At 39.9% G+C, this 13,449-nt stretch carries 10 protein-coding genes; 5 read left to right on the top strand and 5 right to left on the bottom strand.

Going from position 1 to position 13,449, the window contains the following annotated elements:
- Nucleotides 1–3: 3 nt before the first annotated feature.
- The 5 genes from ACXM0J_RS05830 (at nucleotide 4) to ACXM0J_RS05810 (ending at nucleotide 6,746) form a co-directional block, all read left to right on the top strand.
- Nucleotides 4–3,168 (top strand): efflux RND transporter permease subunit, encoded by a 3,165-nt coding sequence (locus tag ACXM0J_RS05830; RefSeq protein ID WP_004777768.1) that lies wholly within the window; start codon nucleotides 4–6, stop codon nucleotides 3,166–3,168.
- Nucleotides 3,165–4,646 (top strand): efflux transporter outer membrane subunit, encoded by a 1,482-nt coding sequence (locus ACXM0J_RS05825; protein ID WP_005060895.1) that lies wholly within the window; start codon nucleotides 3,165–3,167, stop codon nucleotides 4,644–4,646. Before ACXM0J_RS05830 ends, ACXM0J_RS05825 begins: the two co-directional genes overlap by 4 nt.
- 190 nt (nucleotides 4,647–4,836) lie before the next feature.
- On the top strand, nucleotides 4,837–5,106 hold the full coding sequence (locus tag ACXM0J_RS05820; RefSeq protein ID WP_004777770.1) for a hypothetical protein: 270 nt from the start codon (nucleotides 4,837–4,839) through the stop codon (nucleotides 5,104–5,106).
- Between the two features lie 10 nt (nucleotides 5,107–5,116).
- Nucleotides 5,117–5,656: a nuclear transport factor 2 family protein gene (locus ACXM0J_RS05815; protein ID WP_007479719.1), complete on the top strand. Its 540-nt coding sequence runs from the start codon at nucleotides 5,117–5,119 to the stop codon at nucleotides 5,654–5,656.
- Between the two features lie 16 nt (nucleotides 5,657–5,672).
- On the top strand, nucleotides 5,673–6,746 hold the full coding sequence (locus tag ACXM0J_RS05810) for a cation diffusion facilitator family transporter (RefSeq protein WP_000094607.1): 1,074 nt from the start codon (nucleotides 5,673–5,675) through the stop codon (nucleotides 6,744–6,746).
- Between the two features lie 185 nt (nucleotides 6,747–6,931).
- Here ACXM0J_RS05810 and ACXM0J_RS05805 read toward each other — a convergent pair whose 3' ends face one another.
- Genes ACXM0J_RS05805 through ACXM0J_RS05785 form a run of 5 tightly spaced genes read right to left on the bottom strand, consistent with a single transcriptional unit; the run spans nucleotide 6,932 to nucleotide 13,449 of the window.
- Complete coding sequence (locus ACXM0J_RS05805) at nucleotides 6,932–8,815, bottom strand: hypothetical protein (protein ID WP_086265364.1); 1,884 nt, start codon at nucleotides 8,813–8,815, stop codon at nucleotides 6,932–6,934.
- A gap of 44 nt (nucleotides 8,816–8,859) precedes the next feature.
- A complete protein-coding gene (gene cap4 / locus ACXM0J_RS05800; RefSeq protein ID WP_070074426.1) occupies nucleotides 8,860–10,254 on the bottom strand; it encodes a CD-NTase-associated endodeoxyribonuclease Cap4 in 1,395 nt (464 codons plus the stop codon).
- Between the two features lie 2 nt (nucleotides 10,255–10,256).
- Complete coding sequence (locus ACXM0J_RS05795; RefSeq protein WP_086265363.1) at nucleotides 10,257–10,718, bottom strand: Mov34/MPN/PAD-1 family protein; 462 nt, start codon at nucleotides 10,716–10,718, stop codon at nucleotides 10,257–10,259.
- 5 nt (nucleotides 10,719–10,723) lie between these two features.
- Nucleotides 10,724–12,436 carry a ThiF family adenylyltransferase gene (locus ACXM0J_RS05790; protein WP_070074428.1) on the bottom strand — a complete coding sequence of 571 codons (1,713 nt, stop codon included), beginning with the start codon at nucleotides 12,434–12,436 and terminating at the stop codon, nucleotides 10,724–10,726.
- Nucleotides 12,436–13,449 carry an SMODS domain-containing nucleotidyltransferase gene (locus ACXM0J_RS05785; RefSeq protein ID WP_070074429.1) on the bottom strand — a complete coding sequence of 338 codons (1,014 nt, stop codon included), beginning with the start codon at nucleotides 13,447–13,449 and terminating at the stop codon, nucleotides 12,436–12,438. The genes ACXM0J_RS05790 and ACXM0J_RS05785 overlap by 1 nt, the downstream gene beginning before the upstream one ends.

The raw sequence follows: 13,449 nt of genomic DNA, 5'->3' as shown, positions 1-13,449 counted from the left end.
GCCATGAAGAACTTCCCCCATTTCTTTGTCAATCGGCCAATATTTGCGGTCGTGATCTCTGTGCTGATCGTCATTCTAGGTGCTTTATCACTGTTTAAATTACCATTGAGTGAATACCCGGCAATTACACCCCCAACTGTACAGGTCATCGCAAGTTATCCTGGTGCCAATCCCAAAATCATTGCCGAAACGGTTTCTTCCCCCTTGGAACAAGTCGTGAATGGTGTTGAGAACATGTTGTATATGAGTTCTCAAACCGCAGCCGATGGCAAGATGGTACTGACCGTTACCTTTAAACAGGGTACTGACCCTGATAAGGCACAGATACAGGTGCAAAACAGGGTTTCTCGCGCATTGCCACGCTTACCTGAAGAAGTTCAACGAATTGGTGTTGTAACTGAAAAAACTTCCCCCGATGTTCTCATGGTCATCAATTTGGTGTCATCCAACAAGAACCATGATCCCCTGTATTTATCCAACTATGCACTCTTGAATGTTCGTGATGAGCTTGCACGTTTACCAGGCGTTGGAAATATAGAAATTTTCGGTGCTGGTGAGTATTCGATGCGTGTCTGGATTGATCCTGAAAAAGTAGCTGCCCGTGGTTTAACGGCCAATGACGTGGTTGCCGCCATTCGTGAACAAAACATGCAGGTTGCTGCAGGTTCTGTTGGTCAACAGCCAAATACAACATCCGCCTATCAGGTGACGGTTAATACGCTGGGACGTTTAACCACTGAAGAACAGTTCAGTGAGATCGTAGTCAAGGCTGGGGATGCTGGACAAATCACCCGTCTAAAAGATGTTGCACGAGTTGCACTGGGTTCTGATGCCTATAATATGAGAGCTTTATTGAATGGTAAACCGGCTTCTGCCTTACAAATCTTTATGACCCCAGGTGCTAATGCGCTGGATGTTTCAAATGAGGTCCGTAAAACGATTGCAAAATTGAAGAAGGGTTTCCCTGAGGGTATGGATTATAAAATTCCCTATGATCCGAATATTTTCGTAAAAGCTTCTTTAAAATCAGTCATTACTACCCTGTTGGAAGCCATTGCACTTGTTGTCATTGTTGTCATCCTCTTCCTGCAAACATGGCGCGCATCCATTATTCCTTTAATTGCCGTTCCAGTTTCCCTAATTGGTACGTTTGCAATTATGTATTATTTTGGCTTCTCCCTAAATACCCTGACATTATTCGGGCTGGTTCTCTCGATTGGTATTGTAGTTGATGATGCAATTGTAGTAGTGGAAAACGTTGAACAGCATATTAAATTAGGCGAATCGCCAAAAGAGGCGGCTCGTAAAGCAATGTCTGAAGTCACAGGACCAATTATTGCGATTACTGCGGTTTTATCTGCTGTATTCATTCCCTCGGCATTTCTTACAGGATTACAGGGTGAGTTTTATCGCCAATTTGCTTTGACTATCGCTATTTCAACTATCTTATCTGCAATCACCTCTTTGACACTTTCACCAGCTTTAGCAGGCATATTACTTAAACCTCATCAGGCTGGAGATAGAAAACGTGATTTGACTGAGCGCTTATTCGGCTGGTTCTTTAGAAGATTCAATCGATTCTTTGATAAGGCATCAGACAAATATGTGGACGCAGTACGCAAGAGTATACGTTTAAGTGCCATCATGCTCATCTTGTATGTAGGTTTCCTTGGCCTAACCTGGTTAGGTTTCAATAAAGTGCCGCAAGGGTTTGTTCCTGCCCAAGACAAATATTATTTGGTTGGTATTGCCCAATTACCTACAGGTGCATCTTTAGACCGAACAGAAGCTGTGGTTAAACAGATGACGCAGATTGCTTTGAAAGAGCCTGGCGTCGAAAACGTTGTGGCTTTCTCAGGACTTACGCCAAGTGGTCCAGTCAATGTACCCAACTCTGCCTTAATGTTTGCCATGCTTGATCCTTTTGAAGCCCGCCAAGACCCATCATTGTCAGCACAAGCAATTGCTGGAAAATTAATGGGCAAATTCAGTCAGATTCCTGACGGATTTGCGGGCATCTTTCCACCACCACCAGTACCTGGCTTAGGTTCTATGGGCGGATTCAAGCTACAAATTGAAGATCGGGCTGGTTTAGGCTTTGAAACACTGGCACGTGTACAGGGCGAGATTATGGCGAAAGCCTCTCAGACGCCTGAACTTGTCGGTATGCTTGCGAGTTTCCAGGCAAATGCTCCACAGATTGAAGTTGATATTGACCGTGTAAAAGCGAAGTCACAAGGTGTACCACTGACCGATATTTTTGAAACACTACAAATCAATCTGGGGTCAATCTATATCAATGACTTTAATCGGTTTGGTCGTACTTATCGTGTAATTGCTCAGGCAGATTCCCCATTCCGTATGCAACCAGAGAATATTAATCTGTTAAAGGTGAGAAATGCAGCGGGAGACATGATTCCACTTTCGACCTTTGTCACGATTAAGCGTAGTTCTGGCCCCGACCGTGTTATGCACTATAACAGTTTCCCATCAGCCGATATTAGTGGTAACGCTGCACCAGGTTATTCATCTGGTCAGGCAACTGCCGCAATTGAAAAAATTGTGCAGGAAACATTGCCACAAGGCATGACCTATGAATGGACCGATCTGGTCTATCAGGAGAAGAATACAGGCAATACTGCGGTCATGGTTTTTGCTCTGGCAATTATTTTGGCGTTCCTTTTCCTTGCAGCTCAATACAACAGTTGGTCAATGCCTTTTGCAGTATTACTTATTGCACCAATGGCCTTGTTATCTGCGATTGTGGGTGTTTGGGTAACTGGTAGTGATAACAACATCTTTACCCAGATTGGCTTTGTTGTTCTGGTGGGACTTGCTGCAAAAAATGCCATCTTAATTGTGGAGTTTGCCCGAGCCAAAGAGGATGAGGGTTTGAATCCTTTTGATGCGGTACTTGAAGCAGCCCGATTAAGATTACGCCCAATTCTGATGACCTCAATTGCATTTATTGCTGGTGTGATACCACTGGTATTAGCCACAGGTGCTGGTGCAGAAATGCGTCATACAATGGGTATCGCTGTTTTCTCTGGAATGCTAGGCGTGACGATCTTTGGTTTACTGTTTACACCAATTTTCTATGTCGTCATTCGTAATTTTATTCTGCGTAGAGAACAGGCCAAAGCAATCGTACAGGAGGGTTCAAAATGAAAAATTTAACACTTCATTTAAACCGATACACTTTCCTCAAGAAAATGAGTGTACTAACCATTGCCACTATTCTTGCAGGATGTTCAATGGCACCAATATATGAGCGACCTGTCTCTCCTATGTCGGAACACTATCCAACAGGAGAAGCTTATCCAGGGCGGCAAGTGAACAATGGAAAGCAAACAGTCGCAGCCGATATTGGCTGGCGTGACTTTTATACCGATCCTGTCTTGCTCCAACTCATCGATCATGCATTGAAAAACAATCATGATTTTAAGGTGACAGCTTTAAATGTTGAGGCGATAGAAGCACAGTATCGTATTCGTCGTGCTGACCGTTTACCACATGTGAGTGTTACCGCAGAGTCAGCCAGTCAGCGTTTACCGTCTGATCTTGCTTATAACCCCCGCATGTATCAGGTTGGTGTTACTTCGGTCGCATGGGAAATCGATTTATGGGGCCGAGTACGCAGTCTGAGTGATCAGGCTTTACAGAACTATTTGGCTTCTAAAGAGGTCCAGACAGCATCACAGTTAAGTCTGGTATCCGCAGTTGCTAATGCTTATCTGGTCTATAAGGCCGATCAGGAAACGTTAGGTTTAACCAAGGCGACTTTGGCGACACAGCAGAAATCCTATGACTTGACCAGGAAACTTGTTGATGTTGGTAATGCAACCCGATTTGACTTACGTCAAGCTGAAATAGGACTGCGCACAGCACAAATCAATTATGCAAAATTCTTGCGTATTACTGCACAGGATCGTAATGCTCTGGTGTTACTTCTGGGTTCGCCATTAACACAGGAACTTGCGGTCCAATTGGACCAGTCCCCAAAAATTCCTGATCAGGTTGTCATACAGGATATACCAGTTGGTTTACCATCGGATCTACTTCAACGTCGTCCAGACATTCGTGCCGCAGAACATAAGCTTCAGGCTGCGAATGCAAACATTGGAGCAGCCCGTGCAGCATTTTTTCCATCCATTACCCTAACGGGTTCGGCGGGTACGGCAAGTTCCAGTCTGGATAATCTATTTAATGCAGGTACAGGTGCATGGAGTTTTATGCCCAAGATTAACTTGCCCATATTTAGTGCAGGTTTAAATCAGGCAAATCTGGATCGCTCACATATCATGAAGCAGATTGAAGTCATCAACTATGACAAATCTATTCAAACAGCTTTTCGTGAAGTTGCTGATGGGCTGGCTGGCAAATCTACGCTAGATGAACAGATCAAATCGCAGCAGCAAATGATTGCGGCCAGCCAGGATGCTCATAAGTTGGCAACCTTACGTTTTGATGCTGGTGAAGATAATTATCTCGCAGTCCTCGACTCACAACGAACACTGTACGCATCTCAGCAGGCACTTATACAGACCCGCCTGGAACGCCTGAATAATCAGGTCAACCTCTACAAGGCATTAGGTGGAGGCTGGAATGAACATACCGTACAGATTGAACGTAAATCTTTGAAATAGCACATCGATGGAGTTCATCTTTTGATGGAAAGAGATGAATTCCTGAAAAGATGAAACAGAATATGAGGTCATGTAAATGAAATTTATTATCCATGATATAGAAAACTTCCCATTTGTTGAGTTTAAGCAAGATCAGGCAGTTCCAGGCTATTCACCTTAATGGCAGTTGGAAATGCAGGAGTTCCTGGAAATGAGTAGTCCGTTTGTGATTGTTTATGATCAATTATCAATGCAAGAAACACCTGAAGACTTTAAACAACGTGGTCTTTGGCTTAAAAACCATAAAGATGAACTTAATCAGTTGTGTAAGGCAATTATCTGCATTGAACCTGATCAGGAAAAAAGAGTTGCCATCAGAAAGATGACGGAAATGGCTGTAAAGGCATTTGGCATACCTTATGAAATCGTCGATACCAGGGAAGATGCCGAACGGATCGCTGATGAACTTACTCAAGTCTAAGGTGAATGTGATGAACATTATTTATATCAATCAATTGAAGCAAGATTTTGATGGTCAAGAGGAAAAATCAAAGCCTTTTTTCATGACATTCTTACTCATTCTTATGACGTTAGGATTAGCTTCAATTTCGCATGCAAAAGCACCGATCAATACAGCTTTGGAAACCGTGGAGAGCTATCTTAATATCTGGAATGGTACGCAGCCAGATGACCTGACTAAAGTTCTTGACCCGAATGTTGAGTATTTCAATACAAGTAATGAAGAAACCCGTAAAGGTACAGCATCTGTAATTGAGGTACCCAAGTTTTTATTAACAGTCATTCCTGATCGGAAGATGACGCTTACATCCCCGCCACTCATTGTTGGTGATAAGGTTGCTGTCGAATGGCAGCTTCAGGGAACCCTCAATAAAAAAGACCAGTCTGGTAAAAAAGACGCAAAAGTAATCACTTTTAAAGGTGCTTCATTTTTTGAGGTTAAAAATAATAAGATTACATACATCGGTGATTACTACAACAATCATCCATTGCGTAGTCAGTTAGAGCCATAATCAGGAATGCTATAAAATGTCTTCGCACAACCATACACAAGATCACAAGCATAAACACTCTGAACATGATCATTCTGGGCATAAGCATAGTCATGGTAACGGCCATAAACACAACCATGATCACTCAGGACACCATCACGGTCATGGTGGTCATCATCATGATCACGACCACAGCCATATCCCGAGTAATAAAAAAATTCTGACCATAAGTTTTTTACTGATTACCATTTTTATGGCAGTGGAATTTATAGGTGGTTTTATTACCAATAGTTTGGCCTTGATTTCGGATGCTGGCCACATGCTGAGTGACTCTGTTGCACTTGGTATTGCACTTGCAGCAGTCTTTATCGGTCAAAAACAGATTACCAAAAATAAAACATACGGCTATCAACGCTTTGAAATACTGGCTGCTGCATTGAATGGTATTACACTGGTTGGTATCGCACTGTACATCTTTATTGAGGCAATTCTACGGTTCCAGCAGCCACAACATATTGAAGTACAAGGGATGTTGATCGTTGCCAGTATTGGATTGCTGATTAATATCATTGTTGCAGTAATGATTTTTAAAGGTAGTGATACCGAACACGACTTGAATATGCGAGGTGCTTACCTGCATGTACTCAGTGATTTGTTAGGTTCTATTGGCGCAATTGCTGCTGCGCTATGTATCTACTTCTTTGGATGGGCCTGGGCAGATACTTTAGCCAGTGTTCTAGTTGCAATACTTGTTCTTCGCAGTGGATATTCAGTTGTAGTAAAGGCTTCGCATGTTTTAATGCAGGGTACACCAGAAAAATTTGACTTGGCAGAAATCAAAGAAACCATTCTTCAAGACCAGCGAATTCAAGGTGTACATGATTTACATATATGGAGTCTGACAAGTAAACGTTATATTTTATCCTGCCATATTGTTGTAAGTGAAGAAATGAGTATGCAGGAAGTGCAGATACTCTTACATGATCTGGAGAATGTCATACAAAATCTAGGTATTGAGCATGTCACTATTCAGGCTGAAACATCACTCAACAATCACGATGATATTCATCATTGCATTATTGAAAATATACCAAAGGATTCAGAACACTGAGTTTAAAAAGGTTAAATATTCCTAATATAGGTGCTTATCTAGTCACAAGTGGTACCCAAGTTTAATGGCACTTAAAAGTGCCATTAAACTATATATAATTCAATTTGATATGTAATAAAATTACCCATAGGAAAGAATTATGGAATAGGCTAAAAGAAGATGGTCACAATTGTAAGATTCGAAAATTATTTTTCCTCCTTTTCCTCCTTTTCCTCCTTTTCCTCCTTTTCCTCCTTTAACTTGATATTCGTAATTCCAATTTTTCTTAGAGCATTCAATAACGTTGATTCACCCTCTGACAAGCCAGCAGATTTTGAATGTCTAAAAACAAATAATTGAGTAACCAAATTGGAGCCTAGGAGAGTTGTCGTATAAGAGCCCTCTGACAAAGGCAGGCTCTCCATGAGCCCAGAAATATACTGCTCAAATTGTTCTACGGTTCTTGACCTAAATATTAGACCAGCATGCCCACGCTCCTTGAGAACACTTTCCCCATCTACAGTTGAAACGTAAGTCGCTGGTTGTATATCGAAAAGATAAACTGGAGGGCAATTTACAAGAGATAATCGGATGACCAATGCTCCACGAAGTGCTGTTTTATTTGAGTTTGCATAACACCAATTTTTATAAGTTTGTTTTTCTCCATCTGTAATATCTTTATTATTTAATGTTTCTGAATTAACGAAAAAAGCCATGAGAGTGGGTTTATCGCTGTAATCAAACTCTTCCTCAAAAGTATAATAGTGGACTGCATTGACAATACTGGGATTTAACGAGCGTGCCTTTAAACATGCATTCCATAGGCCCATGATTCTTCCATGATATGGAGCTTCAAACTCTGTATCTCCATTAGTGGTCGGGTTAATTTGGACATTTAGAACTTCCTTAGAGCTATCAGGTTCTCCTGTACCAACTGTATTGGTTTCTTTAGTATTTTTCTTTCTCTGTGGTTGGGTGATGGTTCTTTCATACTTTGTTTTACTTTTTTCCCCGATAGGGCCTGAACCTAACCATGTAAATTCATGACCTAAAATAACCGATTGTAATAATGGTTTGCGCCCTCCTTGATCTTCAGATACGTTAATCTGACCAGGACCTAGTTGCAACTGAGGAGGATTAGGTGAGTTGACATCTACAGGTTTCTTAATGCGGTGAATTACCTTTGGAACACGTCTGATAAGTGTTTGATCAGGTAGTTCTATTCCAAGAATTGTCAAGGCTAAAAAAGCATTGGTGTCAGGAATACAAAAACCTGAAACCCTAATTTTTCTCGTTTCCTTATGCCACGGCATTACTTTAGGGTATATATGGTTTCTTTGGATAAAATCATCATGTTTTGCAATACTGCTAAATAAGATTCTTACGGCATCTTGGGTATATTCGCTATATTTATAGTAGGCAATAAATACATGATCATCTGATGTGAGACTATCACCTATAAGGATAGTCCATGTATTTTCTTCTTCTGGATGAGGGGTGTAGAGCCTTTCATGTCTTTCGACCTCATCATATGTTGTTAGAATTCTAGGAAGTTCTGTAGAGAGGCCATATCCTCTCACCAGAAACTCAAAACAAGGTACGAGAAGCTCCTTATATTCCTGATCCTTTAAAGAGAAAGAAATACAATTTTCACGTTGGCTTGGGTTAATATAAAACTTATTCCTGTCTGAGAAGAAATGATCTATTTTTCCTGTCTTTTCATCTCGCTTATATGCTTGAACAAAGGTATGTTTAAAATTTGTATGATCAATATCAAATTCCCGTATTTCCAAAGGAAGATAGTCAACTAATCGTTCATGGTGCCAAACTGTTCCAATAGGCCAAGACATCAAATCTGTTATATTTGCATCAATAAAAATAAAATTATCTGTGGGTGTGTAATCTTCCAGAAGTTCCCTAAAAGCCACATGAACTTTAGGTTGAGCATTTCTACGATCAGCTTTTGCTAACGCTCCATACCACCACACCATTAAGAACTTTTCAGCATTGGATTCAAGAACTTTGAATGCCGGTGATTTTGTTTTATCTGGAGAATTATCAGTATTTTTTTCATTAGAATGTTTGTTCATGGTCAACCTCTCTATTAGTAATATTATCGACTAGTCAATTCTTCTTATATGCTCAGCTCGGCCGTAGGGATATATTGCCCATCTACCCAATCGTAAAGCTGAATATCACAAACACCATTCAAACGATGTCCCAAGACCATTGCAAAAACTGAGGGTGCTTTAATAAAGAGGTGTAATTTAGATAACTTATTTTCAGATTTGAATGAAACTAAAGCGGATTTTGCCTCTCTCACAGCAAGATTTAGAGTTTCCATATTATCAATCGCATAAGAGCTTTCTAAATTCATTCTAGGTAAGCTCTTTACTTCATTCATTGTAGAGTCAATGTCTTTACCTATAGCTGTAGGAAATCCGATAGTAACTATGGCTTCAGTTTCTCCCTGTAGCTCAACAGGGGCGATTTTATTAAAAAATTGTCCCTCTTTCTGTTTATGGTCATCAGTGCGATAAGCGAGGCCATTATGTTCTATTTTAAGTAGGAAATTACGTGTGGCACTAAATACATAGCCAAGCATACATGCAGTGGACATTCTCTGTTTGCCATCTATAAGGAGGGTTCTACGGTTACCACTGCTATGAATGAAATCCCCAATCGATACTGCTTTTTTGATTAGGTTGTTCCAGTCGCTGGAGGTTTTTTGGGCACGATCAGGACCATTGAAATCACGAATATCTAAGTTTAAGTCTTGATACTGACTGGATGATGCTGAAAGATTAATTTTTATAGGATCGGATAGCCACTGACTTCTACTTATATCTTCTTCAAGAGCATGGCAAATAAAACTTTCAAAGTCTTTACGATATATTGGACCAAAAGATGAACGAGAAATTAGATTTTTGAACTGATCTTTTAGTTGTTTGACCTGACTCCTGAGCAGTTCAATATTTATTGTGTCTTGAATTTCACTTAGAAATATAGACTCACTATTCTCAGAATTAAAAGTTATGAAACCAACATAATCAAGAGCAAATTCAGCTAAAGAGAAATCAATTTTTTTACCAACACACCAATCAAGGTATTCCGAGCGCCCATTCACTGAAACTGAAGAGTCGTCATCATAAGAAGATCCAACCCCTCTTAATCGGTCTATTTTTGAAATTAATGGTGAGATAGCGGTGTTATAACTTGGGCATACTAAATTAAACCAAATAAAGTTTTTTGGGTGGGTATCAAAAAGACTTTTAAAACGCCTTATTTCATCCCAAAATTCCGTAGCCGTTAAGGAGTGATTTTTTGCTTCATACATTACATGTAATGACTTTTCCGAAGAAAAATAACAAACTTCTATATCACTTAATGCTTCACTCACTATATGGCTAAATGCACTTTGTGAAAGCCATAGCGGTAAGCTCCTTAATACAAATGCATCCTGATATTCAAATCCTACTCGTGCAATCGCACCACCAGTTGATTGTTTTTCTAACAGACTCGCACTCATTATTATCTCTCTAAATCTAGGGTGGATCGGTAACAGGAACCATCTGGAAGGTAGGTGTGAGCACTGCCCTCAAGATGATTGTTTTTTAAATGAAAAATCAGTAAGACTACAAAATTTGCCCCAACTTTTGGATCGGACACCAATTCCCTCATGGTGTGATGGTCTTTACTGCTGGGTTGTACACTAAAGAGAGGATGGCTATGCCATTCACCTAAATAGTTAAATTTTTGATAATTATTGTTTGTTGATTTATGAAAAAGGCGAATTGCTTTAATAGCATCCGTAATTCCACGTACAAAGGATGCTATCGTTCCACTCTTTTGAACAGTTAATGAGCTAACTCTAAAATGGTTTGTACCTATATGCTCACCCATTAAAACACCGCCACATTCGTGGGTTCCAGACTTCAACAGGGCTTTTATCAGTAAAATTTGTATATCAGTAGGAATGGATATTTTCAGCATCAGTATTAACCTTTCATCGGTTCAGACTCTTCAATAGAATTGCCATTTTCACTTTCAGATATCTGTTTATCCGTAGGAGATTCTGTTACTAAAGCACCTGAACAATCGATAGGATGAGTATCAAAAGGACATTGAAATATCCAATATTTACGGAACCCTATTAAATATGCTGAATATGGATAAGAGGATTGCTCATCAATTGTACATAAAGTATCTAATGTGAACTGCGTCATAGAGGCTGCAAGAGCCGTTACATCTGCATCTGATGCAATATATGTTTGGTTTTGTGTTTGAAAGCCGTAATTATTAACTTTGCCTTCTGGGATTGGTTCCAACGTTTGTAAGACACCATGAATATGATTGCGAAGTTCTAAGGGGGAGGCATCTAACGTTGGGCGACTACGGGCCATCATTGCTCCACCACCGCCACCAAAGATTTCACCCCATACCATTGCAATATGTTTTCTTTTAGCAATTGCAGCTAATGTTAAGAAAGTATGTGTATTTGCTGTCGCATCAATAATCAGATTACATGTGGCAATAGCATTAGCGATATTGGAATTTAAATGAGGATTTTCCTGCCCACCGATTTGCATTTCATACGTTTCAACTTGCATGTCTAATGCAGTTCGTTTTAATGCTCTTTCAACAGCATGGGTTTTAGCAAAGCCAACATCTAACCAGTTGAGTTCATTACGGACAAGATTCTGGGGTGCCAGAATATCATCATCAATAAGTAGAAAGTTTTTACAGCCAGACCGTGCCAGTGAAATTGCAATTTTACTTCCTAACGATCCAAGACCAACGATTACTATCTTTGCATCATTGGTATTGCTAAATTGTGCTGGCAATCTTTGATTCTGATCATCATGTAGATTAATAGCTGGATAACTTACGAAAAGTGGTGCTGTATTATTAATTAAGAATAGTTCCAAGTTACCATTTAAGTCATATAACAATAGAGGCTTTATGGAACTTGTGAATTCCTCCTGAGTAGGCCATAAATTGCCTAAAGAGGATTCTAACGAAAGTCGATCATTTACAGATTCCTTTAATAAAGGAACAGAATCAACTCTTATTGCCCATCCAGACAATTCAAATCTTTCATTAGAAAATGATGGGACGATGTCAGGTAGAGGTTTGTTCTGAATATTTGTTGGAACAATAACGGTCTTGTCCCGAAAGCTTGAGATGGCAACCTTAAAGTCCATTTTTTCAGGGTCACTACCCAATAGTATGTGACGTAACATTGGTGTTCCAATGAACCTTTCTGAAATACCTCTTAATTTTTGACCTATTGTTTCAGAATGCCTAGATGGCACAGGTTCTACATCCATCTCCAATACAGTCATTGCGTCTGTTAATAAAAGAATCCGGGCACTTCTAATTAGTTCCACTCCACTGATATTGGTATTCCAATTATCTGGACCGTATTCTAGACACAGCACTCCTGAACCACCGTACTGGTGCAAGATACTCCATCTTTCACCAGATTTTTGTGGGCGTATATATGCTGGTAGCTCTGGGAAAAGCTCTGGATATACTAAAACACCATTAAAATCTATAGTTCCTATCTTGAGAGAGAAGTTTAAATGCAGTTCATTAGTGCCTGTTGAGTTCCACTCCTGAATCTTAAAACTGTTTTCCTCATTTTCAAGATCGGTCAATAACTGCCGTTCTTGAATCAAGCGTTCTAATGGTGTTTTTAGCAGTTCCATTACGCAAAGCCTCCTGGTTTATTTGGATAAACAGGGGTTGATGGAAATGTTAATCCTGCACCTAAAGCTGAACGGATTAAAGAGCTGGCCATATCAGCAGAATTTGCACTTTTGTGTGATGCCGAACGTGGAAAACGATTACCCAAGACCTGCCGCCATAGAGCTAATGCTTTATCATCATCTGTTTCATTTAAGGCATTTCGTGCAATAGCAGCTTGTTCTTTTACCTTTTCATAAAAGGTTTTGAACTCATCTGCTGTGACCGCAGAAAAAACATTATTGCCTGCAACACCAGGATCTTCTAAATGTGGAATTATGCCTAGTGACGCATAAATCCCATAAGAATCCCTGATTGTTTCTAAAAGATAAACAAACAACTTTTCATAGTTGGATTCGTAGTAATTCATATGCTTGGCAACTAGACATTCTAAAATGAATCCTTTTGGTCGTTTTAAATCAGACAAGTTCTCACGACGCCACCATTTAAATAGCTTCACAAGAGGCTTAAATCGCCCATTTGCATTTTTATTCACCTCAACAGTCCACTCGGTATGGGCTGGAGGGTTGGTAACTAGCCATTCTTCAAGATGAATGTCTGGAATCAGATAGCCACCATATCCATCTGAAATGATAGGGACAACATCCATATCAACTTTTTTCAACTTAACATTTACTGAACGACGGTTAACGGTAAGATCGGTATATCCAATATCCTTTAATGCTGTATGTACTGCATCAAGGACAATTTGAGGATTATCGTTAATTGTGTGATTTGTAAGGGCAATAATATCTACATCTGGTCTTTGTGTGATACCGCCTATAGTAGTCGGACGTACTGCCGTATTTCTTTTATAAGAACCTGATAAGAACGTATGCACATGTACTTTGCTGAATTCATTATGCACTTTTAAAGCATCACGAAGCGTATTATGTGCGCTTGAACAATCATTAACCGTTGTTGTAGATGGTTCAATATCGGAAAGTAGGTCAAGAAACTGCTGTTGAGTTGTCAT

The organism is Acinetobacter sp. GRABPA_MV_2 (assembly GCF_056725885.1).
The sequence above is the reverse complement of the archived record's forward strand: the minus strand, read 5'-3'. Positions and strand labels throughout refer to the sequence as shown.

What these genes read in the sequence shown, in the direction of transcription:
- ACXM0J_RS05830 (WP_004777768.1), top strand. Translation starts at nt 4, where the DNA reads ATGAAGAACTTCCCCCATTTCTTTGTCAATCGGCCAATATTTGCGGTC.
- ACXM0J_RS05825 (WP_005060895.1), top strand. Translation starts at nt 3,165, where the DNA reads ATGAAAAATTTAACACTTCATTTAAACCGATACACTTTCCTCAAGAAA.
- ACXM0J_RS05820 (WP_004777770.1), top strand. Translation starts at nt 4,837, where the DNA reads ATGAGTAGTCCGTTTGTGATTGTTTATGATCAATTATCAATGCAAGAA.
- ACXM0J_RS05815 (WP_007479719.1), top strand. Translation starts at nt 5,117, where the DNA reads ATGAACATTATTTATATCAATCAATTGAAGCAAGATTTTGATGGTCAA.
- ACXM0J_RS05810 (WP_000094607.1), top strand. Translation starts at nt 5,673, where the DNA reads ATGTCTTCGCACAACCATACACAAGATCACAAGCATAAACACTCTGAA.
- ACXM0J_RS05805 (WP_086265364.1), bottom strand. Translation starts at nt 8,815, where the DNA reads ATGAACAAACATTCTAATGAAAAAAATACTGATAATTCTCCAGATAAA.
- cap4 (WP_070074426.1), bottom strand. Translation starts at nt 10,254, where the DNA reads ATGAGTGCGAGTCTGTTAGAAAAACAATCAACTGGTGGTGCGATTGCA.
- ACXM0J_RS05795 (WP_086265363.1), bottom strand. Translation starts at nt 10,718, where the DNA reads ATGCTGAAAATATCCATTCCTACTGATATACAAATTTTACTGATAAAA.
- ACXM0J_RS05790 (WP_070074428.1), bottom strand. Translation starts at nt 12,436, where the DNA reads ATGGAACTGCTAAAAACACCATTAGAACGCTTGATTCAAGAACGGCAG.
- ACXM0J_RS05785 (WP_070074429.1), bottom strand. Translation starts at nt 13,449, where the DNA reads ATGACAACTCAACAGCAGTTTCTTGACCTACTTTCCGATATTGAACCA.